Raw genomic sequence first — 23981 nt, 5'->3', positions numbered from 1 at the left:
CGAATCCTCTGCGGACGGAAGAAGCCCTCGCCCGCGATCACACCGACGACACCGGAGCTCACATGGCAGGGAATTCCACCGGCACCTGGATGGCCGATCCGCCGCCCGACATCTCCACACGCCCCGACTGCAGGCCCGACGACGGGTCCGCCGACGCGGCCTCCCGTACCGCACGGCTTCTGGCGGAGGTACTGGCCGACGTCGTGCGCGTGGAGAAGGTGCCTGCCGACAGTCACTTCTTCCACGACCTGGGCGCGGATTCGATGGTGATGGCCCAGTTCTGCGCCCGCGTGCGGAAGCGCGCGGACTTGCCGCCTGTGTCGATGAAGGACGTCTACCGGCATCCCACGGTCGAAAGCCTGGCCACCGCCATCGCCGGGCCGGAAGCCATGGCCACCGCGCCCGCAGCCGTCGCCCACGCGTCCGGGTCTGCGGAGACCACGGCCGCGGCGTCCGCGGCGAGCACCTCGACCGCCGGCGTGCCCGTACCTGCCCAGCAGCCCGGCCCGGCGCCCGCATCGGCCTCCGTTCCGGCGCCTGCCGCGAACGCTGCCCGGACGTCGAGCGGTGTGGCCGCACGGGCGGGCACACGCCAGTACCTGCTGTGCGGAATGCTGCAGTTGCTGTTCTTCCTCGGATACTCCTATCTGGCCGCGCTGGCGGCCGTCCGCGGCTACGAATGGATCAGCGACAGCTGCTCCCTGACGGGCCGCTACCTGCGCTCCGTACTGGTCGGCGGTGCCGGCTTCATCGGCCTGTGCACCGTGCCGATCCTGGCCAAGTGGACACTCATCGGCCGCTTCACGCCCTGCGAATTCCCCGTGTGGAGCTTCGCCTATCTGCGCTGGTGGATCGTCAAAACCCTGATCCGTACCAGCCCCGCGCGCCTGTTCACCGCGTCGCCGCTGTATGTGCTCTATCTACGGGCACTGGGCGCGAAGATCGGACGCAATGCCGCGATCTTCTCGACCCATATTCCTGTGTGCACCGATCTGCTCACGGTCGGAGACGGGACGGTCATCCGCAAGGACGCACTGTTCTCCTGTTACCGCGCCCACGACGGCCTCATCCAGACCGGCCCGGTCACCCTCGGCAAGGACGTCGTCGTCAGCGAACAGACGGTCCTCGACATCAACACCGCCATGGGTGACGCGTCGCAGCTCGGGCATGCCTCTTCCCTGCACGCCGGGCAGGCCGTACCCGCAGGGGAGCGCCGGCACGGCTCACCGGCGGAGGCCACCGTCACGGACTTCCGCACGGTGGACGCCGCCGACTGCTCCGCCGCCAGAAAGGTCCGCTACACCATCGGGCAGTTGCTGGCCATGCTGCTGGTGTATCTGCCGCTGGCCACCGGTGGCGTGACGCTGCTGCTCGCCGTGGTACCGCAGCTGAACTCATCCCTCGACACAGGGTCATTGCCCTTCTCCGGCTGGACGTTCTGGCTCGGTGCCCTGGCCGCGTCCTTCATTCTGTTCTTCGGCGCCGTCTTCGCCGGCCTGGTCGTCCTGGGCACGGTGCCGCGCCTGCTCAACCTGGCCATCAAGCCGGACACGGTCTATCCGCTCTACGGCTTCCATTACGGTCTGCAGCGGGCCATCGCCTTTCTGACCAACAGGAAGTTCTTCGCCACGCTTTTCGGGGACAGCTCCGCGATCGTCCACTACCTGCGCTATCTCGGCTACGACCTGTCCCGTGTCACGCAGACCGGCTCGAACTTCGGCACGGAAGTGAAGCACGACAGCCCGTTTCTGAGCTCGGTGGGCAGCAACACGATGATCGCCGACGGTCTGTCCATCATCAATGCCGACTTCTCCAACACGTCGTTCTCCCTCTCCCGCGCCTCGATCGGAGCGCGCAGCTTCCTCGGAAACCGCATCGCTTATCCGTCCCGGGCCAGGACCGGCGACAACTGCCTGCTGGCGACGAAGGTCATGGTGCCCATCGACGGAGAGATACGGGAGGACGTCGGTCTGCTGGGCTCGCCCCCTTTCACCATTCCGCGCACGGTGATGCGGGACGCCCGGTTGAACCACGTGGCGAGCGGTGGTGAGCTGCGCCGGTGCCTCGCCGCCAAGAACAGGCACAACGCCGTCACGGCGGTGCTGTATGTGCTGGCGCGGTGGTTCCACGTATTCACCGTCACCCTGCTGGCACTGGGCGCCGAAACCCTTTACCCCGCCTTCGGCGCATCGGCGATCGCGTTGGCCAGCTTCCTCGCCCTCGTCTTCACCGTCTGCTATTTCGCCCTGATCGAACGGGCCGCCACGGGATTCAAGGCCCAGCAGCCGCTGAACTGCTCCATCTACGATGCGTCCTTCTGGCGGCATGAACGCTTCTGGAAGATGGCGGCGCTCGACCACGCCCAGTTTTTCGACGGAACCCCGTTCAAGAACGTGGTGCTGCGGTTGCTCGGTGCCCGGATCGGCAAGCGGGTCTTCGACGACGGGTCCTTCTTCCCGGAGCGGACGCTGGTGACGATCGGCGACGACTGCACCCTCAACGCGGGCACGGTGATCCAGTGCCACTCGCAGGAGGACGGCGCATTCAAGTCCGACCGCGCCACGATCGGTGCCGGCTGCACCCTCGGTGTCGGCGCGTTCGTCCACTACGGCGTGACGATGGCCGACCACGTCGACCTCGCCTGCGACTCCTTCCTCATGAAGGGCGAACACGTCCCCACGCACGCCCGGTGGGGAGGAAACCCGGCCCGTCACCTCCCCGACAGCACCCCCCACCCGCAGGCGCTTGTGGCAGACCGTATCTGACGCTACGTCACGCACGCACTCCAGCCACATCAGAACCATCAGAACCCGAGTAAAGGACAGACCCCGATGGCACTCGACACTCCCGCCGGCCGAGACTTCTGGCACGGTGTCCTGACCGCATCCGGCGGCTTCACGCCCCTTCCGCGCTGGACCCGTAAGCCGGTTGCCGGACTGGCTGAGCACCACGCACCGATCCCCGTCAGCCACACCACAGCCCTGCGCCGGCTGGCGGACGACCTGGACATGTCGCTGAGCTCTGTGCTCCTGGCCGCGCATGCCAAGGTACTGGCCGCGCTGACCGGCGAACGCGACGTCACCACCGGCTACATCGCCGTCGCCCGTGGCCGACCGCTGCCGTGCCGACTGGCGACAGGGCACGGCTCGTGGCGGGCCCTCCTGCTCCACACCCACGAGGTCGCCTCACAGATGCTCACCCATCGGGATCACCCGGTGGACGACCTCAGGCGCGAACTCGACCTGACCGAGCCGCTGTTTGAAACCGTGCTCGATGTGAGCGGGGCCGGCGGCGAACCAGCCGGCACCGGCAGCGAGTCGCTCGCGAACAACATCGAGACGGCCCCGGACGCCGCAGTGCTGCGGGTGGACATCGCCCAGCACGACGACGGCCGGCTCATGCTGCGGCTGCGCTACCGCACCGACGTTCTCGACACCGACTGCGCCGCCCGCATCGCCGGCTACCACCTCACGGCGCTCGCCCTGATCGCCGCCGACCCGGGCGCGGAGCACTCACGCCAGAGCCTGCTGTCCGCTGAGGAGCTGCGCTTCCAGCTCGAAGGGCTCGCCGGGCTGCACCGCAGTCTGCCTGACGCCAGGGTCCATGAGCTGTTCGAGCAGCGCGTACGGCACAACCCGCACGCGGTCGCAGCCGTGCACGGCAACCAGCAGTGGACGTACCGGGAGCTCAATGCCCGCGCCAACCAGCTGGGCCGCGCCCTGCTGGCGCGGGGGCTCAGCCGCGAAGGCGTCGTCGCGGTGGTGATGGACAGGAACCTGGACTGGCTGGCCGCCGTTCTGGCGGTCTTCAAGGCCGGCGGCGTGTACCTGCCCATCGAGCCGCATCTGCCCGCTGAACGGATCAAGGCCATGCTCGCCCGTTCCGAGTGCAGGCTTGTGCTCACCGAACTTGCCGGCACCAGCACCCTTCAGACAGTCCTCGCGTCGATGCCCGCAGTCCGGATTCTGCTCACCGACACCGCCTACGAGGAGGGCCACGCCGCGTGCGATCTCGGCATGGCCGTCACGCCCGACCAGCTGGCCTACATCTACTTCACCTCCGGCTCCACCGGTGAACCCAAGGGCGCGATGTGCGAGCACGCGGGCATGCTCAACCACCTCTACGCCAAGATCGACGACCTGGAGATCGCCGCGGGGCAGGTGGTCGCCCAGACCGCGCCCCAGTGCTTCGACATCTCACTGTGGCAGTCGGTCTCCGCGCTGCTGGTCGGGGGGCGGACCCTGCTGGTCGAACAGGACGTGATCCTCGACGTCGAGCGGTTCGTCGACAAGATCGCCCGCGAACGGGTCTCCGTCCTCCAGGTCGTGCCGTCGTACCTCGAAGTCGTCCTGACGTACCTGGAGCAGCACGCGCGCGGACTGCCGGACCTGCGGTACGTATCGGTGACCGGCGAGGCGCTGAAGAAGGAGCTCGTCCAGCGCTGGTTCACCGCCAAGCGCCACGTCAAGCTGGTCAACGCCTACGGCCTGACCGAGACCTCGGACGACACCAACCACGAGATCATGGATCGCGCTCCGGACGGCGATCGGGTTCCGCTGGGGCGGCCGGTCAGCAATGTGCGCGTCTACATCGTCGACGAGCACCTGAACCCGGTGCCGCTCGGCGCGCCGGGCGCGATCGCCTTCTCGGGTATCTGTGTCGGCCGCGGCTATGTCAACGACCCCGACCGCACCCGGCCCACCTACCTGCGCGACCCCCACCGTGAAGGCCAACGCCTCTGTCTCAGCGGTGACTTCGGACGATGGCTGCCCGAAGGGAAGCTGGAGTTCCTCGGCCGCCGTGACACCCAGGTCAAGATCCGCGGTTTCCGCATCGAGATCGGCGAGATCGAGAACACCCTGCTGCAGGTTCCCGGTGTCCGTGACAGCGCCGTGGTGGTCGACGAACTGCCCGGCCACAGCACGCACCTGGTGGCCTTCTACACCTCGCAGCGGCCCCTCCACACCGATGCCCTGCTGGAACGGCTGAGCGCCGCCCTGCCCGCGTACATGGTCCCGTCGGCCGTCCACTGGCGCGAGTGCCTCCCGCTGACCGCCAACAGCAAGATCGACCGGAAGGCCCTGACGGCCTTGGCCGCCCGGCTCAACGCCGCCGAGGACGGCGTCCAGGCGCCCGCAACGCCCGTCGAACAGCGGCTGGCAGCGGCATGGGCGGGAGTGCTCGGCATTTCGCAGGACCGGATCGGACGCCACGACCACTTCTTCGATCTGGGCGGCACCTCGCTGTCGGCCGTGAAACTCGCCATCAGCCTGGACCGCGCGGTGTCCGTGGCGGACATCACCCGCCACCCCGTTCTCACGGACCTGGCCCGGCTCGTGGAGGAGTCCTCCCGCCGGCTGCCCACCGCAGAGCCGGTCTCCGCCTGACCTCGGGCCTGTTCCTGACACCCCGAGGAAAACCTCAGCACCCCCGACACGGTCACCCCTGACACTCCACGTAAATCCTCAACACCCCTGAAAGGACGGAGCGATGTCACTCCGCACTCGCATCCCCGCCAACCCCACGCTCGCGGCCGTGCCGCCGCCCGGGACGGACCTGGACCTGCACCCCGGCAAACCTCCCATCCTGTACACCCACAGCCACGCATCCGAGGACGTGCCACGCTGGGCGGCGGAACACCGCAACGCCCTCCGGGGCCTCGTCAACGAACACGGCGCGCTCCTCGTCCGCGGCCCCGGCCTGCGCGACACCGGCCAGGCTGTCGCCGTCTTCCACCACCTCACGGCCGGCCTGATGACCGAGAGGGAAGCCTTCGCGCCCCGTCACACCCATACGCCGGGCGTCTACTCCTCCACGGCCTGGCCGGCCAACCAGCCCATGTGCATGCACCACGAACTCAGTTACACCCGCACACCGCCCGGTCTGCTCCTCCTGGCCTGCCTGACCCCGCCCGCGACCGGTGGAGCCACCGCCCTCGCCGACGCCCCCTCCGTCCTCGACGCGCTGCCGCCCGAACTGGTCCGGCGGTTCGAGGAGGAGGGCTGGCTGCTCACCCGCACGTACAACGACGAGATCGGGGCGTCATGGGCAGAGGCGTTCGGCACCGAGGACAAGGCCGCCGTCGAGGAGTACTGCCGCGCCAACATGATCGAGTTCTGCTGGGGGCCCGACGGGGGCCTGCGCACCCGCCAGCGCCGTCACGCCGTGGTGCGCCATCCGGTCACCGGTCGCCGCTGCTGGTTCAACCAGATCGCGTTCCTGAACGAGTGGACGATGGCTCCGGAGGTACGGGAATACCTCGTCGACGTCTATGGCCCCGACGGGCTGCCCTTCAACACCCGCTTCGGAGCCGGCGACCCGATCGGCGAGGACGTCGTCCAGCTGATCAACACGGTCTACGACAGCCACACCGTCCGCGAGCCGTGGCAGGCCGGGGACCTGATGCTCGTCGACAACATCCGCACGGCCCACAGCAGAGAGCCCTATCAGCCACCGCGCGACGTCGTCGTCGCCATGGCGGAACCGCTGCACCACACCCCCTGCCGGCCTGCCCTCGAAGGGAGCGCCCGATGACCACGTCCCGTTCCAACGCCATGGAGTCCGCGATGTCCGAACCGATCACCGCACAGCCGTCGATCACCGTGCCGCCGTTCGCGGTGATCCCCGGGGGCCAGGTCAGGCACACCCTGCAGGGCCAGGAACGGCAGATCGTCGACCTGGTCGAGGCCACCTACCGACTGCACGCCGCCGGCGACTCGGTCAACCCGCCGTCGTACTTCCTGCGCTTCGACGACCGCCCGACGGCGCGGATCATCGCGCTGCCCGCGTCGATCGGCGGCCAGGTGCGGGTGGACGGCGTCAAGTGGATCTCCAGCTTCCCCGAGAACGTGCCCACCGGCATCCCGCGCGCCTCGGCCGTCCTCATCCTCAACGACCACGACACGGGCTACCCGTTCGCCTGCCTGGAAAGCTCCATCATCAGCGCGAGCAGAACGGCCGCGATGGCCGCATCGGCGGCCGACTGGCTCAGCCGCCACCGCCGGCGCCCCACTCGAGTCGGATTCCTCGGAACGGGCCTGATCGCCCGTTACATCCACACCTTCCTGACCGCGACCGGCTGGTCGTTCGACCAGATCGGCGTACACGACGTGTCCGCCGACAGCGCAGCGGGCTTCCACGCCTACCTGCAACAGACCGCCACCGGTCCGATCACCGTGCACGGCAGTCCCGAGCAGTTGATCCGCTCCAGCGACCTGGTGGTGTTCGCCACCGTCGCGGGCCGGCCACACGTCACCGACCCGGCATGGTTCGACCACAACCCCTTGGTGCTCCACGTGTCGCTGCGCGACCTCGACCCCGACATCGTCCTCGCCTCGGCGAACATCGTCGACGACGTCGACCACTGCCTGAAGGCCGATACCTCGCCACACCTGGCCGAACAGCTCACCGGCAACCGGGACTTCCTGACCGGAACGCTGTACGACGTCATGACGGGGCGGGCGACGCTACCGGAAGACCGGCCCGTGGTGTTCTCACCCTTCGGCCTCGGAGTGCTGGACCTCGCCGTCGGCAAGCACGTGTACGACGAGGTGACGCGCGCCGGGCAGCTGCACGTCGTGGACGACTTCTTCCATGAACTGCGCCGCTACGGGTGAGCGTCTGCTCCTCGGTCCTCGGCATCACCGATCCGCTTCGGCTCGCAGAGCGGCTGGGGCCGACTGCGGGCCGACTGCGGGCCGGCGCTGTCGTAGCGGGTGCCGACGGGTGCCCGGACGGCGACGCGCTGCCCTCAGCCCGGGGTCTTCCGGGGTGGTGGGGGCGCGGTCGAGGAGCGGACGACGAGGTCGACCGGCGGGTCGCCCGCCGGCAGAGGGTCCGCGCGCGGGTTCTCGATGGCGTGCACAAGACGCTTGAGGCCCTCCCGCGCCACGGCATCGAACGGCTGACGAACCGTGGTCAGGGGAGGAGTCACATAGGCGGCGACCGGAGTGTCGTCGAAACCGACGACGCTGACGTCGTCCGGCACGCGCAGCCCGGCCTCCGTGAGCGCGCGGATCAGACCGATGGCCATGTCGTCGTTCGCGGCGAACACCGCGGTGACGTCGCCGCGGGAACCCAGTTCACGGCCTGCCGCGTATCCGGACGCGGCCGACCAGTCGCCCTGGACCACCGGAGGTTCGGCCCTGTCACGTGCCGCGAGCGCCGCGCGCCAGCCGTCGAGACGGTCCCGCGCGGCGTACCAGGGCTGCGGCCCGGCGAGGTGATGGACCGTCAGGTGTCCGAGGTCCAGCAGATGCTCGATTGCCGCCCGCGCCATCGCGTCGGCGCCACCGCCGGCGGTCAGCACTCGCGAAGTGGCGAAGGGAGAGGGCGCGCTGAGGACCAGGACCGGCACGTCGACGCGGACAGAGAGTTCTCCCTCGGCTCCGCCCTCGTCGATGGGCTCCGAGATGACGATGCCGTCCACGCCCTGGTCGAGAAGCGAGCCCACGGCACCGGCGATGCCCGCCGGGTCGCCTTCCACCGTGTTGACCACGCGCAGCGCGTAACCCGTGTCCCGTGCGGCTCGCTCGATGCCCATGAGCAGGGAGGCGGGGCCGTACAAGGCCGTCCCGAGCGTCACCACGCCGATGGAACGAGTCCGTCCTGAGGCAAGGGCCCGGGCCGCGTTGTTCAGCCGGTAGCCGAGTTCCTCGGCGGCTTCGAGAACGCGTCGGCGCACCTCGGCGGAGACGTACGGCTCGTCGTTGAAGACCCTCGACACCGTCTTCTGTGAGACCCCCGCCAGACGAGCCACATCCACACTGCGCGGCGCAGCCGGGCTTCCGCCCCGTCCTGCCGGTCGCGTCACGCTGCCTCCCGATGGCCGCCGCCCGAGTGCGTCGGACGCATCCGTCGAACGGTGTCCGACCGCGTCGTCATGTCTACGCAGTCAGGCGAGGGGCCGTCAAGAGGCCGGAGCGCGTCAGGCGCCGGTCTCCGCATCGAAGCTGGCGAAGTAGGCCGCGGCCATGTCCTCGTCGCCGTGGCCCTGGGCGGCGGCGCGGGCGAGGCGTTCGGCGCCCGCGCCGGCGATGTCGAGCCGGACGCCGTACTGCCTGCCGGCCTCGACGATCAGGCGGGCGTCCTTGGCAGCGGTCGTCACGGCGAAGGAAGGCGGTGTCAGCTGGTCGTTGAGGATGAGCCCGGCCTTGACGCGCAGATACCCCATGTCGAGGGGCCCGCCCGCGATGGCGTCGAAGAACTTCTGCGGGTCCACGTCGAGCGCCTTGGCCAGGGCCAGGACCTCACCGGCGGCGTTCGTCGCCGCGATCACCCAGCTGTTGGCCACGAGCTTCAGGCGCGTGGCGCTGCCCGCCGCGCCGTCCTCACCGGTCCACACCGTACGGGCGCCGACGGCGTCGAAGACCGGCGTCACCGCGCGGCGGCCCTCGCTCGGACCAGCCGCCAGCACGAGCAACTGCCCCGCCTCGGCGGGCTGCCGCGTGCCGAGGACGGGCGAGTCGTAGAAGACCAGCCCGTGCTCGGCGGCCAGGCCGGCCAGCTCGCCGATGGCGTCGATGCCCGCCGTCGTCGACTGCACCCAGGCCGTACCCGGGCTGAGGGAGGGTGCGGCCTGCCGCATGACGTCCAGCACGGCGGCGCCGTCGTACAGCATGGTGAGGACGACGTCGGCGCCCCGCACCGCCTCGGCGGGGGTGTCGGCGATGACGGCGCCGTCGGCGGCCAGCGGCTCGGCCTTGTCGCGGCTGCGGTTCCAGGCCCTGACGGTGTGTCCGGCGCGGGCGAGGTTGCGGGCCATCGCGGCGCCCATGATTCCGGTGCCCAGGACGCTTACGGTGAGCGTGTCTGTCATGACGTCGACTTCCTGATCCGTGCTGAGTGGTGGTTGCCGCTGTGCGGTGGTGGCTGTGCGCCCGGGGACGACGGTACGGGACGGGGTGCGCCACCGGGTGTGCCATGGGAGCGGGCTTACTCGGCGGTGCCCGCTGCCCGGACGAGGCCGTCGAGCCAGGCCTGGTGGCCGTTGAGCATCGGGTTGGGCCGCTCCTTGGCCAGCTGAGCAGCCGGCCGGCCGATCTGGGTCTCCTGGGTCAGGACGCGGAGCCGGCTGCCGGGCAGGTCCTCCACCAGCCAGGCGTGCAGGACGTCGAGCCGCTCCTCGGGCGTGCCGTCCTGCTCGGCGGTCCAGGACAGACGGCCGGGGACGCCATCGGCGGGCGCCCGGAACTCGACGACGTGCGCGTCCAGGGGCGGGAACCCGAAGGTGCCGAAGCTGAAGTGGATGCCATTGCTCAGCTCGGGGCCGCCGCCCTCGGGGAAGCTGATGTCGGCGACGTTGCCGTAGTACGACTCCCACGTCGAGGTGTCGACCAGGTAGTGCCACGCGGCGGCGGCGCTCAATCCCTTCACGATCACCTCGTTGGAGACGAAGTTGTCGCCGGTACCCGGCAGATAGCGCTCGGGCCAGTTGATCGCGTTCTGCATGGTCACTCGGGGGTCCTTTCAGGGGGGTGGGTGGTGGGTGGTGGGTGCGGCGGGTATCCCGGCGCCGGATGACGAGCTGGCTTCTCGAGGCGCTGCGCGTGCGTCGGACACGGTCGGCCGAAGGCCCGGAGGGCCGCGTCGTAGACCATGTTCGCCGAGCTCTCGCGTCTGCGCCTTCCGGGCCCGCGTCGGCCGTCACCACGTTGTCGACGTCCTCGACGTTAGGCGCAGAACCCATTGAAAAACCAATAGAGAAGCCGATCTCTGCTATCGGTGCTCCAATGGATGCCTGGGGCGGTCAATACATCTCGCAGGCTCTTCGGAGCTGCTGTGCACCCGGGTTCTGCCTGCGCTCGCACCCCGCGTCGCCGAAGCCGTCCGTACGCCTCCCACCCGGCAGCACCCCGCCTGGTGTCACTGCCTCAAGGTCGCCCGGGCCACCGTGAGTGCCTGTTCGGCGTAGCTGCGGCCGAAAAGCACCGCGTGCACCAGCAGTGGGAAGAGCTGGTGCAGCCCGATGCGCTCTGCCCAGCCGTCGGCGAGCGGCGCAGCGTGCTGGTAGCCGTCCAGCACCTGGTCCAGGTGGGGGCAGCCGAAGAGATGGAGCATGGCCAGGTCGGTTTCCCGGTGCCCGCCGTGCGCGGCCGGATCGATCAGCCAGACGCGCCCGGCAGCGCTCCACAGAACGTTGCCGTTCCAGAGGTCGCCGTGCAGCCGGGCAGGCGGCTCGGCAGGGCCCGCCAGCTCGGGCAGCCGCTCCACGACGCGTTCGACCACGGCTGCCTCGGCGTGGCGGATGGTGCCCTCGTCGACGGCGTGCCGCAGATAGGGCAGCACCCGGTGCTCGGCGTACCAGCGCGGCCAGTCGGCGCCGGGGATGTTGCGCATCGGGGCGAGCCCGATGTACGCGTCGCTCGGCCCGCCGGGCGGCGGGGCGCCGAACGCGGGTGCGCCGGCGGCGTGCATGGCGGCGAGTTCGCGGCCGAAGCGGGTGGCTGTCTCACCGCTCGGCCGGCCGGTCAGGACCCGGTCGGTCACCAGCCAGCGCCGGTCGTGGCCGTGGACGGCCGGGACGCCGACCGTGCCGGTGGCGCCCAGCCAGCGCAGCCCCGCCGCCTCGGCCTGTGTCGCGCCGGGGTCGTCACTGCGCTTGACCATCACCGTCTGCCCTCCGTCGAGGGTGACTTCGGCGAGGGTTCCGGACAGCCGCCGCTGACCGCTCACAGGGCGCCCGGTGAGCCGCTCCGCTGCGGCACCCGGCCCCTCGCCGTGGCCGTGCGACAGTCGGCCGGTCATACGCCCGGACCCTCGCGCAGCCAGGCGAACAGGCCGTGCGTCGCCGATTCGGTCGTGTCCAGCACCTCGTCGAATCCCTTCGGGTCGTGGTTCGGGCGGGGCACGCCTCGGTTCATGGCACCCGTCCCGAGGTGTGTGCCCGCTCGAACCTACTGCGGCCGGCGACCCGTCAGGAACGCGGACCGGCCCAGGAGTCCAGGGGCAGCGTGCCGCGGTCGACGACGGTACGGATGGAGAAGGTGCTGCGGGCGTCGCGTACGGGACCGATGGACAGCACGTCGTCGGTGAGCACCCGCTCGAAGGTGTGCAGGTCGGGCACGGCAAGCTCCACGAGGAAGTCGGCGTCGCCCGACACCACATGGCAGGAGACGACGTGCGGTATCGCCTTCAGCGCGGCCTCGACCACCTCGGCGGTCGCGGGGGCGCGCTCGACCTTGAGCGACAGGAAGACCGTCAGACCGAGCCCGAGACGCTCCCTGTCCAACTCGGCGCGGTAGCCCGCGATGACGCCGTCCGCCTCCAGCGCTTTGGTGCGCCGCAGGCAGGACGAGGGCGACAGCCGCACGGCCTCGGCAAGGTCGACGTTGGGGGTCCGCCCGTGGCGCTGGAGATGATCCAGGATGGCACGATCGATGCGGTCGTACAGAGGCTGCGGCATGGAATGCAGCGTAGTAGGCCCGATCCGGTTACAGAATAGTCGGGTCCAAGCGCGTTACTGGCATTGATTCTTCCGTCGAGTGCGGCGTCCGCTCGTATCGCCGTCACGGATCCGGGCGTCCGCGGCACGAACGCCGAGGCCCGGCACGCCGTCGGTGAGTGCACCGACGACGGCGCGGACCGCGGCGTGAGCGGCCGCGGCGGTGCATATGGTGGCCGCCGCGAAGGGCGTGTCACCAGGGGAGGGGGCCTTCGGCGTCGAAGTAGCCTCCGGTCGGGCCGTCGGCCCCCACCTGCGCCATGCGGACGATGATCTCGGCGCCCTCCTCGACGGTCTGTGTGCCGGTGTGCCCGTTGAGGTCCGTCGCGGTGTAACCGGGCTCGACCGCGTTGATCCGCATGCCAGGGAACGCCTTCGCGAACTGCACAGTGATCATGTTGACCGCTGCCTTGGACGCCGGATAGGCGACACCCGGGTATGCGTACGCCGGTGTGTCCGGGGCAGTGACCCGGGCCAGCGAGGCCAGGCCGCTGCTGACGTTGACCACGACAGGGGCGGTCGACCGCCCCAGCAGCGGCAGGAACGCGTGGGTGACACGCACCACGCCGAAGACGTTGGTCTCGAACACCTGACGCATCGTGTCGGCGGTCACCTCCTCGGCGCCGATCACGCTGTTGCCTTCACCCCTGCCTTCCACGCCGGCGTTGTTGACCAACACGTCCAGTCCGCCCTCGGCCTCGATGGTCTTCGCTGCGGCCGCGACGGACGCGTCGTCGGTGACATCGAGGAGGACCAGGCGGGCGCCCAGCTTCTCTGCGGCGCGACGTCCGCGTTCGGCGTCACGGCTGCCGATGTAGACGGTGTGGCCTGCGGCGATGAGTCGTCGGGCGGTCTCGAAGCCGAGACCCTTGTTCGCTCCGGTGATCAGTGTTGCTGTCATGCCTCCATGCTCCGGCCCGGCGATGTCGTCAGCCAGGCGTCCCGTCTTCCTGGGACTGCCAGTACCAGGTAGGCCGGCCGGGGGCGGTGCACACTGGTGGGCATGGCGACGGCGGAATTCGGACAGGCGGTGCGGCGCTGGCGCGACCGGGTCTCGCCTGGGGCCGCCGGTCTGCCGGCGGGAGGACAGCGCCGCGCGGCCGGACTGCGTCGCGAAGAGCTGGCGCTGCTGGCCGGGATCTCCGTCGACTACGTCACCCGGCTCGAACAGGGCCGCGCATCCCACCCCTCGGCGCAGGTCGTCGAGGCACTGGCCAGGGCACTGCGACTGTCGGGCACCGAGCGCGCACACCTGTTCCGCCTGGCCGGGCTGGTGCCGCCGGGCCCGGACACCGTACCGGCCCACATCACCCCCAGCGTGCAGCGGCTGTTGGACAGACTGACCGGGACACCCGTCGCGGTCCACGACGCGGCCTGGACGCTGCTCATGGCCAACCCGCCGTACGCGGCACTGATGGGCGATCCGTCCGGATGGCGCGGCAACCAGCGCAACGGCGTGTGGCGGCACTTCCTCGGCCCGGGCACCCGGGCCCGGCACACACCGGAGTCCCTGAGGGCCTTCGAGGCCAAGCTGGTCTCCGACCTGCGCGCGGCCGCCGACCGCTACCCGGCCGACCAGCGACTGCGACGACTGGTGGCCGAACTGCGGGCGAACAGCGACCGCTTCGCCGAACTGTGGGACTCCGGAGCCGTCGGCCGCCACGAGGCCGCCCGCAAGACGATCGAGCACCCACAGGTCGGTCCCCTGACGCTGGACTGCGACGTGCTCACCGTAGAGGGCAGCGATCTGCGCATCATGGTCTACACGGCCGAGCCCGGCACCGAGGACGCCGAACGCCTCGCCCTGCTCACCGTGCTCGGCACCCAGGCACTCGTCGGGTAGTCGCGTAACCGCCGGCCGGGGCGCAAACCGGCGTGAAGCCGGCCGAAGGCCGCTCTCACCGAGTCGCGGCTCATCCGGGACTGCGGTGCGCGGGTGGGGGCTGCTCACATGTTCCTGGCGCCGGCCCTGATGGCTTCGCGGATCCGGGGGTACGTGCCGCAACGGCAGATGTTGCGGATCTCGTCGAGGTCGCTGTCGTCGATGTCGCGGCCTTCCGCGGCAGCCTGGCGGACCTTGGCGACAGCGGTCATGATCTGACCCGGCTGGCAGTAGCCGCACTGCGCGACATCCATCTCCAGCCAGGCTTCCTGCATCGGGTGCAGGTCTTCGCCGACGGTGGCGGGCAGCCCTTCGATCGTGGTGATCTCGTCGTCCGGGGCGATCTTCGAGACGGGCACGGAGCAGGGGTTGAACGCCTTGCCGTTGATGTGGGACGTGCAGGCCTGGCAGACGCCGAGCCCACAGCCGTACTTGGGACCCGTGACGCCGAGCAGGTCGCGCAGGACCCACAGTAGCCGTACGTCGTCCTCGGCATCGACGGTGATCTGCTCGCCGTTGAGCTTGAAGGTGTGTGTCGGCATGGCTCCTGGCTCCCGTTCAGAAGGCGCGGTCGAGACCGTCGGTGGGGGACTGCGGCGTGGACGGCTCGAGCGGCAACGGCTCGAAGCTCAGGGTGTCGTGGTTGATCGGGAAGCTGGTCGGCATCGTGCCGACGGCACGCGCGTACGCGCAGGCGATCGCGGCGAACGCGGGAGCGACCGCCAACTCGCCCGCGCCGGCGGGTTTGTCACTGGTGGGCGGCATGACGACGACGCGGAGATCGAGCGGGGCGTTCCACTGCCGGGTGTAGAAGTAGTTGTCCCAGCTGCCTTCCAGCGGAATGCCGTCCTTGATGTGGAGGCTCGAAGTGAGCGCCATGGCCATGGCGTCGACGAACCCGCCCATCATCTGGGCCTCCAGGCCGCGGGGGTTGATGGCGAACCCGGCGTCGACGACCAACAGCGCCCGGGTGACGCGCGGCCCGGTCACCCCATCCCTGACCTTCCGGTTCACCGTCTCGGGCCGGCAGTCGATCTCGACCAGCGAGGCGACCGCTCCGCGGTACTCCGCGTGCAGTCCGATTCCCTGCGCGACGCCGGCGGGGAGCTTCCTGCCCCACTCGCCGACCTCCACCGCCTGGTCCAGTACGGCACGCAGACGCTCGTCCTTGAGGAACTCCCGGCGGAACGCCACCGGGTCCTTGCCCATCCTGGCGGCGAGCTGGTCGACGACGAGTTCCTGCGCGCACACCACGTTCGGCGAGTAGATGTTGCGCATGCTGCCGGTGTTGAACTCGAGCGGCACTTCGGAAAGGAGCTGGGTGGTGACCCCGAAGTTGTAGGGCGACGACTGGGTCAGCGCGAAGATCGTCTCGGCGAAGGTGAGATTGCCGGCCACGGGCAGCTGCGCGGCCGTCGAGGTGATCATCTCGCCGAGGCCGTGCCCGAAGTCGGTCTTCGCACTGGTGTGGCGCTGTTCGAAGCTGAGCACGTTGCCGAGGGCGTACGCCGCGCGCACACGCGAGATGCACATCGGATGCGTGCGACCCTGCCGGAAGCTGTCGGTGCGGGACCACGACAGCTTGACCGGCTTGCCCATCTTCTGTGAGATCTCGGCGGCCTCCGCGGCCACGTCGTGGAAGAGATGGCGCCCGAACGAGCCACCGCCCTCCACCACATGCACCGTCACCGAATCCTGAGGCAGCCCGAGCGCCTCGGCGATCTCCTGCTGGGCGACGATGGGCACCTTGAGACTCGCCCAGATCTCGGCCCGGTCGGGGCGGACGTCGGCGATCGCGTTGTCGGGCTCCAGCGGGCTGTTGCTGGCGAACGCGAAGGTGAACTCGGCGTCGATCGTCTTGCTGAGCAGCGTCGGCACGGCCATCGGGAGCGCCGCGGCCCTGAGCTTCGCCAGGACCGTACCGTCCGACTCCTTGTCCACCGTCCCGCCGCCCCAGGTCACCTCCAGGGCCCGCAGGGCGTCGATGCACTGGCCGAACGTCTCGCCCCGCACCGCCACACCGTGCTTGACGGTCACGACGTCGGTGATGCCCAGCATGCTCCTGACCGCGTCGGCATTGTGCACGGCCACAACCGTGCCGTTGATCGTCGGCGGTCTGCGCACCATCGTCGGCTTGGCGTCGGGAACCTGCAGATCCATGCCGAACTTCTTGCGCCCGGTCACGATGTCGCGTGCATCGACACGGCTGTGGGCCTTGCCCAGGACGGTGAACTGCGCGGGCGACTTGAGCTGTGCGGTGACAGCGGTCGCCTTGGTGGCGGCCGCCGCTGTCGCGAGCGATCCGTACGTCGCGCTCTTCGCCGTGCCGAACGAGACGACCCCGTCCCTGGTGGTCAGTTCGGAGGCCGGAACCCCCCACTGCCCGGCGGCGGTCGCCACCAGCCGCTGCCTGGTGACCGCCGCAGCCGTGCGCACCGGCAGGTACATGCTGCGCATCGAGTTCGACCCGCCGGTCAGCTGGTTCATCAGCAGCTCGGGGCGGGCATCGGCCAGGGTGACCTTGACCCTGTCGAGCGGCAGATCCAACTCCTCGGCGACCATCATCGCGACCGCCGTGGTCATGCCCTGACCCACCTCGGCGCGGGGCACCGCGAGCGAGGCGGTCCCGTCGGTGTGCACCTGAACGGATATCAGCCCCGACGTCGGCGCCGCCGCCAGATTCTGCATGTCCCCCAGGTCGAGCAGCTCCTCGGGCTGGGGAAGGGAGGGCACCGAGGCCTGAGCGGGCTGCGCTGCGGCTGCGTCCGCAGCCAGGCGCACTCCCACGGCCAGCGTGGGGGCAGCGAGCAGATACGCCAGCACCCTGCGACGCCCGAGCCCCTCAGACACCCGTTCCGGACGAGATGCCTCCGCCCGGCCGGGCGCTCTCTCCGGGCCCTGCGGCGAACGACTCTGTTCTGGCATGCGTGTACCTCCCGAAACGCCGAACCGACCGTCGTACGGTCCGTTCCGCGTCCCGGAGCTTTTCACAGGTCATAGCAGTGATCCAGGGGCACGCTGCCCTCCGGAATGCGTCGTCGCAGCCGTCTGTATCGTACAAGGGCGGCAAAAATCACCCCGTGATCAACGCGGTTGCCCTGAAAGCAACATCAGGACGGCGCTAAGCGCCTGCGAAAGCTCCACATGATCACCACACTCCGGGCCGCCGTGGCAGCCGGCCCCCAGAACCGCTTCCCCCGGGGCGACCTGCGGTGGCAGCCTGGAGATGCAGCCAGCCGGAGACGGACTCGCCAGGGGTACGGACGCTCCGGAGGGGAGGCATCAGTGCCGGCCCAACCGCTCGACAAGGATTCGGTGACGGCCCTGGTCAACGACGCCACCGCCGCGCCGTCCCTGCACAACGCCCAGCCGTGGCGCTTCCGCTACTTTCAGGACCGCCGCGTCTTCCACCTGCGCTCAGACCCCGAGCGCGCCCTACCCCACACCGACCCCCACGGCCGCGCCCTCCACATCGGCTGCGCCGCCGCGCTGCTGAACCTCCGCGTCGCGGCCCTGCACGGCGGCTGGCATCCGGAGACGCGGCTCCTGCCGGACCCAGGGGACACCGAGCTGCTCGCCTCGGTGCAGCTGACCGCCCTGGGAAGCGGCGAGGGCGAGCTCGGCGCGCTGTACCCGGCCATTCACAGGCGGCACACGAGCCGGTATCCGTTCGAGGAGACGGAGATACCCCAGGCGGTACAGGCCGCCCTCGCAGACGCCGCGCGCGACGAGGGTGCCTCGCTGACCTTCCCCACCGGGTGGCATCTGCACGAGGTGCTGGAGCTGATTCAGGAAGCCGAAGCCCGCAACATCACCGATCGAGCGAGGGCGGCGGAGCTGGCCCACTGGACCAGCCGCGGCATCCCGTTCTCGGACACGGCCGCCGAAGGGGTCCCCGAATACGCCTTCGGCCCGCGCAAACTCGCCGGCAAGGCACCGATGCGCGACTTCGCTGCCGGCCGGCAGGTGGCAGGCCGCACCGCCGCCGAGTTCGAGCACCACACGCAGCTGGCCCTGCTGCATACCACCCGCGACCGCCCGGAGGACTGGCTGCGCGCCGGCCAGGCGATGCAGCGCGTCCTGCTGCTGGCGACTGTGAAGGGTCTGTCCAGCTCGTTCGTCACCCAGGCGCTGGAATGGCCCGACCTGCGCTGGCCCCTGCGCGACCCGGTGACGGGCACCGGGCATGTGCAGATGGTGCTGCGCCTCGGATACGGCCCGCCGGGCCCCGCGACACCACGGCGCCCGATGCGAGAGGTGCTGGACATCGTGAAGGGCAAGGGGCCGTCGATGACGAGTTCTGCAGTCGTGAGGACCCAGCCGGGCCCGGCGCCGGGTCCGGTAGGCGGGGGCGCCGGCCGCCGCCGGTCTTCGACGGACCAGCGCGCCATTGCGTGCCCGTCCTGACAGCCCTGCGTCACGGCTCCCAGACCGAGCAGTCGTGGGCGAAGAGCACACGCCGCGGGTCGAAGTCGGCGAGCCGCTCCAGCCAGTGCCGGTAGTGGGGAAGCGGCTGTTCGACGCCGTGCAGTGCCGCCTGGCGCGCCAACTGGTCCGACGCGAACTGGGAAGCGAAGTCGTGTGCCTGGCCGGCAAGGATCACGGTGCCGTCGCCTTGCCGGAGGACGAGCGACTGATGTCCTGGAGTGTGCCCCGGCGTCGGAACGATCCAGACGCCCGGCCAGACCTCGGTCTCACCGCCGAGCTCCTCGTAGGAAACGCCGGGGAAGTCGACGAGTTCGTCGACTGTGTAATCGCCCCGGCGGGCGGTGGCCAGCTCGACATCCTGCACCAGGATGGGCTTACCGCCCAGGAGGGGATTGCCGCCGCAGTGGTCGAAGTGCAGGTGACAGTTCACGACCATGGAGATGTCGCCCAGAGTGACTCCGGCCGCCGACAGGGCGTCCTGCAGCGTACGGCGTCGGGGCCGGTAATGTGCTTCGGTCTCCGGACCCGCGTCACCGATGCCGGTGTCGAACAGGATCAGACCCTGGTCGTGCCGGACGAGATAGGCGAGCACCGGCTCAACCCGCGGCCCCGCGCCGCCCGTTTCCGACGCGGGCCGGATGAAGTACCCCAGGTCGAGTCGCCGCACCGCGGTGTTCTGCCCCATGCGGCCATCCTGACAGTCTGCGACATGCCCGCCATCCGGTCCGCCGACAGCGGAACTCGTGGATTCTGCGACCGTCCACCGTCCCGGTCGCGGCACACACGCCACCGGAGTGCGGTGCGGCTTGGCGGCGGTCACCCGAGGACTTGCGGAGGCTCCGGCCTGAGCAGTACCTCGCTGCCGATCGGTGTGAAGCCGCAGGCGAGGAAGGCACGCAGGGACCGGGCGTTGCCCGGGGAGACGGCGGCGAAGACCGGTTCACCTTCGGGAATGAGGGTGAGGGCGTCGGCGAGCAGGCCGCGTCCCCGGCCCCGGGCGCCGTCCTGCGGGGAGTGGAGCTCGATGCTCAACTCACGCCGTCCGGCGAGTCCGTCGGCCACAGTGATCAGGCCGCGTTCGTCGCCGTAGACGCGGACGCGAGTGCGCAGCCCGCGGGCGTGCAGGACGCGCGGATGGTCGTTCACGTCGGTCAGCTCCGCCAGGTGTGGCGTGCCGCCGGTGCCGCGGGCGGTGAGGGTGGCGTCGATGACGCCGATCCAGCCTTCGGGTCCTGCCAGGCGACGGAGAAAGTCGGGGGCCAGGGAAGCGCCGAAGCCGTCAGGATGCCAACTGGCCACGTGCCGGCTGCTCAGCGCGGTGGCGACGAAGGCATGCCCCGTGAAGGCAACGGAGCACTCCAGACCGCCCGGCAGGGGCGGCAGCACCGTCACGCCGCCGTCGGCCGGCGGGAAACGGCCTTCGGCAGCGGCGGTGAAGTGGCCGAGAAGCGGATGCGGCTCAGGCACGGCCGGTCGCCTCGTCCGTCACCCGCGTGGCGAGGAAGTCCAGCAACGCGGCATTGAAGCGCTCGGGCTGTTCGGCACACGGAAGGTGCCCGGCCTTCTCGATGACGGCCAGAGCCGCGTGCGGTACGAGACGGTGGATGTCCTCGGCGTCGCCGACCGGGGTGTACACATCGTCCGCGCCGACCACGATCAGGACGGGCACCTCGACGGTGGCCAGCGTGTCCCGGTAGTCCGGGCGCTCGGCACGTCCCCGCAGAGCGGCGGCGGCGCCGCGCGGATCGGTGGCGCGCATCATGCCCAGGACGTGCGCAGCCACATCCGGCATAGCGGCGACGTTGTACGCGGCGAGCATCTTGTCGATCACCTCGGCCGCGTAGCCGTCCATGCCCTCGGCGAGCAGCCGGTCGGCCAGACGGTTGCGGAACTCCTTGCCCGCATCGGTCTCGGCAGGGGCCGACGTGTCGGACAGGACGAGTGCCCGCACACGCAGCGGATGCCGACGCTGGAATTCCATGGCGATCTGGCCGCCCATGGACACGCCGCCCACCACAGCCCGCTCGACGCCCAGCTGACCCAGGAGTGCGGCGATGTCGTCCGCGAAGTCGGAGAGGAACACCTTGCCGGGCGTGACGTCGCTGTCGCCGTAACCGCGCAGGTCCGGCGTGATCACGCGGTATCCGGCCGCCACAAGCGCTGTGGCCTGCGGCGCCCACAGGCTGCGGTTGAACGGATGTCCGTGGATCAGGACGACAGGCAGACCGTCTGACGGGCCCATGTCGTCGCAGTGGAACGTGACGCCCTGCACGGATATGCGGCTCATTCCTGGCACCCTAGCGTCATGATCGGCTACGGCTCCACAGAAATTCGCCGCACCCAGGGAGACCGCCGCCGGTAAGGCATATGAACCGATTACGCACCTTTTGCCGGGGTACACGAAGGGCGACAGGTATTACTTGGAGGCCGCCATGATCGTGCTCGGCGTCATCCTTCTCGTGATCGGATTCGTAACCGGGATCGGTTTCCTGTGGACGATCGGAATCATCCTGGCGGTCATCGGCCTCGTCCTGTGGCTGCTGGGAAGGACGGGCCATGCGGTGGGGCGCCGCCCCCACTACTGGTGACCTGCATTCCGGTCAGCGCAGCCGCCGGTGGTCGGCTGCTCGCGTTCCGGTGGTCGGCTGCACATGTCGATGCACGCGGCGAGCCATAGTCAGCTCTTTCGCGGGAGGACGCGCAGACCTCCGGCGACTCGGAACACGGCGAATCGGAACCCCGGTCTCAAGCAGGACCGGGGTTTCCATGCGCTCCGGGGTCAACAGGAGGCAGGCGAGACATGGGCGGCATTGAGTGCCGCGCGCGGCTCGCTCCCCGGGTCAGCCGACGGGCTTCTGCCAGACCGAGACGTGCCGGCGGCTCTCACCGGTGAAGGGTGCGCGGTCCCAGTCCTCCCACCGGTCGCGCAGCCGCAGCCCGGCGAGCTGCGCCATCAGGTCCAGCTCGGCCGGCCACACGTACCGGAACGGGACGGACCAGTACTCGGCGCGTCCGTCGGCGATCGTGACGTAGTTCGAGCTCATGGCCTGGGTGGCCACGTCGTAGGTGTCGAACGCCCACTGTGTCGAGCTGATGTGGAACGGTACGGCGTTCTGGCCTGGCGGCAACCGCCGCAGGTCCGGTACCCCGACCTCGATGACGAAACAGCCGCCTGGCCTGAGGTGGGCGGCCGCATTGCGGAAGCAGGCCACCTGGGCGTCCTGCGTGGTCAGATTGTTGATCGTGTTGAAGACGAGGTAGGCGACCGCGAACGTGCCCGCCACGCGTGTCGAGGCGAAGTCGCCGATCGTCACGCCGATGGTGTCGCCGCCCCGCTTCGCCCGCAGTCGGGCCACCATGGCCTCGGACATGTCGATGCCGTGCACCGGGATGCCGCGGCGGGACAGCGGCAACGCGATCCTGCCGGTGCCGATGCCGAGTTCAAGCGCCGGGCCGTCCCCTGCGAGCTCCGCCAGCACGTCGACCGCCGGGTCCACCACGTCCGGCAGGAACATGCCCGCCGCGGACTCGTCATAGCGGGCCGCGACGTCCTCTCCGAAATAGCCGTCTTTGTCGCGCATCCCCGGACCGTACCGCTCGCGGGGCCGCCGGAGCGCGCGGTTTTCCGCCGGGTCCGTTCGCGCCTCCGCCCGGCGGAAGATCGGTAGGCAGGCGTCGTGCGGGTTTGCACAGCCGGGTCACGGCCACTCGCCGTGTGAGAACCGTGCCTGCTCCACCATGGCCGTCTCGGCCTCCGGCGGGGAGCGGGAAAGTCGACCCCAAGGGACGGAGAACGGCCATGAGCAGTGCGAATACAGAACGTGCCGAAGCGGCGAAGCTTCCGGAGGGTGACGTGATCGGCATCCTGCTCGAGCAGCACGCCCGCATCCGGGACCTGTTCTCGGACGTGAAGACTGCCGACGGCGTGCACAAGCGCCAGGCGTTCGACGAACTGAGGGCACTCCTGGCGGTGCACGAAACCGCTGAGGAGATGGTCCTGCGACCCGTCGCACAGGACGTGGCCGGCGAGGCGGAGGCGGACGCTCGCAATCACGAGGAGGAAGCGGCCAACAAGGTCCTCGCCGACCTCGAGAAGATGGACGTCTCCGGTGCCGAGTTCGATGCCGTGTTCGCCAGGTTCGAGCAGGCCGTCATCGACCACGCGGAGCACGAGGAACGCGAGGAGTTCCCCTCCGTGATCCGGGAGTGTGCCGCGGACAGGCGGAAGGGCATGGGCACGATGCTGCGTGCGGCCGAGAAGATCGCCCCCACCCACCCGCATCCCGGCGCAGCCGGATCTCCGATGGCCCAGTGGACGGTCGGGCCGTTCGCGTCCCTGGTGGACCGGACGAAGGACGCACTGAAGGCCGCGACACCCGGCGGCTGATCATGGCCGGCCGAAGGCCGGACAGCACGGCTGCGCTCCCGCGGACCGCGAGCCACCCTGAGGGCACCAGGGCACCAGGGCACCAGGGCACCAGGGCACCAGGCACGCCGGCGCCGTTGACGTGCTCGTCCGCGCGAAACCGAGACGGGAGCGGTACGGCGCATGAGCAGCGGTTCGGCGCGAGCGCGGCCGCTGCCCGACCGGCCCGAGCCGTGGCCAGTCGGGATGTGCGGCGTCCGCGAGCAGCAACGGTCGCCGCGTCAGTGCGCGCGCGTATCGCACGAGAGCGTACGAGCGCTTCGCCGTGTGATCAGAACAGCGCGTCGAAGCCCTGCGGGGCGTACCGGTCGAGCAATCGGATCCGGGTTGCGTGCAGCCGGTGGGCGAGCACCTGTCCGACCCAGTGGCCGACCGCGGAGCCGAAGGCGGGATCCGCGTCCATCATGGTCCGCACGGTCAGCGCGTCGAACTCATGGGTCCGCACCGGCGTCATGGCTTCCGCGCCCAGCTGCCAGACGTACGGGGCGAACAGCCAGGACCAGCCGATCAGCTCACCGTGGCCCAGGCTCTCGATCACGACCGGCCGCCCACCCGACACACGGAAGTCGAGCGTCACAGTGCCGGACCGTACGATCCAGAAACGGTCCGCGTGGGCACCTTCCTGGAACAGGCGGGTGCCCTCGGGAAAATTCACCTCATGCGCGAGTGCCATGAGGCGATCCCGGTGTTCCGCCGACAAGGAGGCGGTGATCCGGGTGGGAGAAAGAGCATTCATGGTCGGCCCTCCATACCCAAGGTCACTTCCATGATGGGCCTCCATTGCCGCTCCGCGCAGGGTGGAG

21 protein-coding genes are annotated in these 23981 nt (G+C 69.9%); 8 read left to right on the top strand and 13 right to left on the bottom strand.

Features of this window, described 5'->3' with window-relative positions:
* The first annotated feature begins 62 nt into the window (after positions 1 to 62).
* The 4 genes from ACWD4J_RS31445 to sbnB all read left to right on the top strand — a co-directional run bounded on the left by ACWD4J_RS31445 (position 63) and on the right by sbnB (position 7616).
* The gene (locus ACWD4J_RS31445; RefSeq protein WP_451398855.1) at positions 63 to 2765 is read left to right on the top strand and encodes a Pls/PosA family non-ribosomal peptide synthetase; all 2703 of its coding nucleotides are present in this window, start codon (positions 63 to 65) and stop codon (positions 2763 to 2765) included.
* Positions 2766 to 2831: 66 nt separating this feature from the next.
* Positions 2832 to 5387: a non-ribosomal peptide synthetase gene (locus tag ACWD4J_RS31440; RefSeq protein ID WP_451398854.1), complete on the top strand. Its 2556-nt coding sequence runs from the start codon at positions 2832 to 2834 to the stop codon at positions 5385 to 5387.
* Between the two features lie 103 nt (positions 5388 to 5490).
* Positions 5491 to 6534 (top strand): TauD/TfdA family dioxygenase, encoded by a 1044-nt coding sequence (locus tag ACWD4J_RS31435; protein WP_451398853.1) that lies wholly within the window; start codon positions 5491 to 5493, stop codon positions 6532 to 6534.
* Positions 6531 to 7616, top strand: coding sequence for a 2,3-diaminopropionate biosynthesis protein SbnB (gene sbnB, locus ACWD4J_RS31430; RefSeq protein WP_451398852.1), 1086 nt, complete (start codon positions 6531 to 6533; stop codon positions 7614 to 7616). The genes ACWD4J_RS31435 and sbnB overlap by 4 nt, the downstream gene beginning before the upstream one ends.
* Positions 7617 to 7750: 134 nt before the next feature.
* Here sbnB and ACWD4J_RS31425 read toward each other — a convergent pair whose 3' ends face one another.
* The 6 genes from ACWD4J_RS31425 to ACWD4J_RS31400 form a co-directional block, all read right to left on the bottom strand.
* Positions 7751 to 8764, bottom strand: a complete 1014-nt coding sequence (locus ACWD4J_RS31425; RefSeq protein WP_451398901.1) for a LacI family DNA-binding transcriptional regulator — start codon at positions 8762 to 8764, stop codon at positions 7751 to 7753.
* A gap of 162 nt (positions 8765 to 8926) precedes the next feature.
* Positions 8927 to 9817, bottom strand: a complete 891-nt coding sequence (locus ACWD4J_RS31420) for an NAD(P)-dependent oxidoreductase (RefSeq protein WP_451398851.1) — start codon at positions 9815 to 9817, stop codon at positions 8927 to 8929.
* Positions 9818 to 9933: 116 nt separating this feature from the next.
* Positions 9934 to 10449, bottom strand: a complete 516-nt coding sequence (locus ACWD4J_RS31415; RefSeq protein WP_451398900.1) for an SRPBCC domain-containing protein — start codon at positions 10447 to 10449, stop codon at positions 9934 to 9936.
* Between the two features lie 414 nt (positions 10450 to 10863).
* The gene (locus tag ACWD4J_RS31410) at positions 10864 to 11745 is read right to left on the bottom strand and encodes a fructosamine kinase family protein (protein ID WP_451398850.1); all 882 of its coding nucleotides are present in this window, start codon (positions 11743 to 11745) and stop codon (positions 10864 to 10866) included.
* Positions 11746 to 11914: 169 nt separating this feature from the next.
* Positions 11915 to 12403 (bottom strand): Lrp/AsnC family transcriptional regulator, encoded by a 489-nt coding sequence (locus tag ACWD4J_RS31405; protein ID WP_451398849.1) that lies wholly within the window; start codon positions 12401 to 12403, stop codon positions 11915 to 11917.
* Positions 12404 to 12635: 232 nt separating this feature from the next.
* Positions 12636 to 13343, bottom strand: coding sequence for an SDR family oxidoreductase (locus ACWD4J_RS31400; protein ID WP_451398848.1), 708 nt, complete (start codon positions 13341 to 13343; stop codon positions 12636 to 12638).
* A 102-nt stretch (positions 13344 to 13445) separates the two neighbouring features.
* On the opposite strand from ACWD4J_RS31400, the gene ACWD4J_RS31395 reads away from it, so the two are divergent.
* Positions 13446 to 14285: a helix-turn-helix transcriptional regulator gene (locus ACWD4J_RS31395; RefSeq protein ID WP_451398847.1), complete on the top strand. Its 840-nt coding sequence runs from the start codon at positions 13446 to 13448 to the stop codon at positions 14283 to 14285.
* 104 nt (positions 14286 to 14389) lie between these two features.
* Here ACWD4J_RS31395 and ACWD4J_RS31390 read toward each other — a convergent pair whose 3' ends face one another.
* Positions 14390 to 14866, bottom strand: coding sequence for a (2Fe-2S)-binding protein (locus tag ACWD4J_RS31390; protein WP_451398846.1), 477 nt, complete (start codon positions 14864 to 14866; stop codon positions 14390 to 14392).
* A 16-nt stretch (positions 14867 to 14882) separates the two neighbouring features.
* Positions 14883 to 17249, bottom strand: coding sequence for a molybdopterin cofactor-binding domain-containing protein (locus ACWD4J_RS31385; RefSeq protein ID WP_451398845.1), 2367 nt, complete (start codon positions 17247 to 17249; stop codon positions 14883 to 14885).
* A 360-nt stretch (positions 17250 to 17609) separates the two neighbouring features.
* Between ACWD4J_RS31385 and ACWD4J_RS31380 the strand changes: the two genes are divergently transcribed.
* Positions 17610 to 18731 (top strand): Acg family FMN-binding oxidoreductase, encoded by a 1122-nt coding sequence (locus ACWD4J_RS31380; RefSeq protein WP_451398844.1) that lies wholly within the window; start codon positions 17610 to 17612, stop codon positions 18729 to 18731.
* Positions 18732 to 18741: 10 nt separating this feature from the next.
* Here the strand turns inward: ACWD4J_RS31380 and ACWD4J_RS31375 are convergent, their stop codons facing one another.
* The 3 genes from ACWD4J_RS31375 to ACWD4J_RS31365 form a co-directional block, all read right to left on the bottom strand.
* A complete protein-coding gene (locus ACWD4J_RS31375) occupies positions 18742 to 19437 on the bottom strand; it encodes an N-acyl homoserine lactonase family protein (protein ID WP_451398843.1) in 696 nt (231 codons plus the stop codon).
* A 131-nt stretch (positions 19438 to 19568) separates the two neighbouring features.
* Positions 19569 to 20219 carry a hypothetical protein gene (locus tag ACWD4J_RS31370; RefSeq protein WP_451398842.1) on the bottom strand — a complete coding sequence of 217 codons (651 nt, stop codon included), beginning with the start codon at positions 20217 to 20219 and terminating at the stop codon, positions 19569 to 19571.
* The gene (locus tag ACWD4J_RS31365; protein WP_451398841.1) at positions 20212 to 21039 is read right to left on the bottom strand and encodes an alpha/beta fold hydrolase; all 828 of its coding nucleotides are present in this window, start codon (positions 21037 to 21039) and stop codon (positions 20212 to 20214) included. The genes ACWD4J_RS31370 and ACWD4J_RS31365 overlap by 8 nt, the downstream gene beginning before the upstream one ends.
* A gap of 145 nt (positions 21040 to 21184) precedes the next feature.
* On the opposite strand from ACWD4J_RS31365, the gene ACWD4J_RS31360 reads away from it, so the two are divergent.
* The gene (locus ACWD4J_RS31360) at positions 21185 to 21340 is read left to right on the top strand and encodes a DUF6131 family protein (RefSeq protein ID WP_451398840.1); all 156 of its coding nucleotides are present in this window, start codon (positions 21185 to 21187) and stop codon (positions 21338 to 21340) included.
* Positions 21341 to 21592: 252 nt separating this feature from the next.
* Here the strand turns inward: ACWD4J_RS31360 and ACWD4J_RS31355 are convergent, their stop codons facing one another.
* On the bottom strand, positions 21593 to 22333 hold the full coding sequence (locus ACWD4J_RS31355) for a class I SAM-dependent DNA methyltransferase (protein WP_451398839.1): 741 nt from the start codon (positions 22331 to 22333) through the stop codon (positions 21593 to 21595).
* Positions 22334 to 22551: 218 nt separating this feature from the next.
* Here ACWD4J_RS31355 and ACWD4J_RS31350 point away from each other — a divergent pair, with 218 nt between their 5' ends.
* Positions 22552 to 23139: a hemerythrin domain-containing protein gene (locus ACWD4J_RS31350; RefSeq protein WP_451398838.1), complete on the top strand. Its 588-nt coding sequence runs from the start codon at positions 22552 to 22554 to the stop codon at positions 23137 to 23139.
* Positions 23140 to 23449: 310 nt separating this feature from the next.
* Here ACWD4J_RS31350 and ACWD4J_RS31345 read toward each other — a convergent pair whose 3' ends face one another.
* A complete protein-coding gene (locus ACWD4J_RS31345; RefSeq protein ID WP_451398837.1) occupies positions 23450 to 23914 on the bottom strand; it encodes a cyclic nucleotide-binding domain-containing protein in 465 nt (154 codons plus the stop codon).
* Between the last annotated feature and the right edge of the window lie 67 nt (positions 23915 to 23981).

The sequence above is a fragment of the Streptomyces sp. NPDC002577 genome (assembly GCF_053594815.1).
This window is presented reverse-complemented; position numbering and strand designations above follow the sequence as displayed.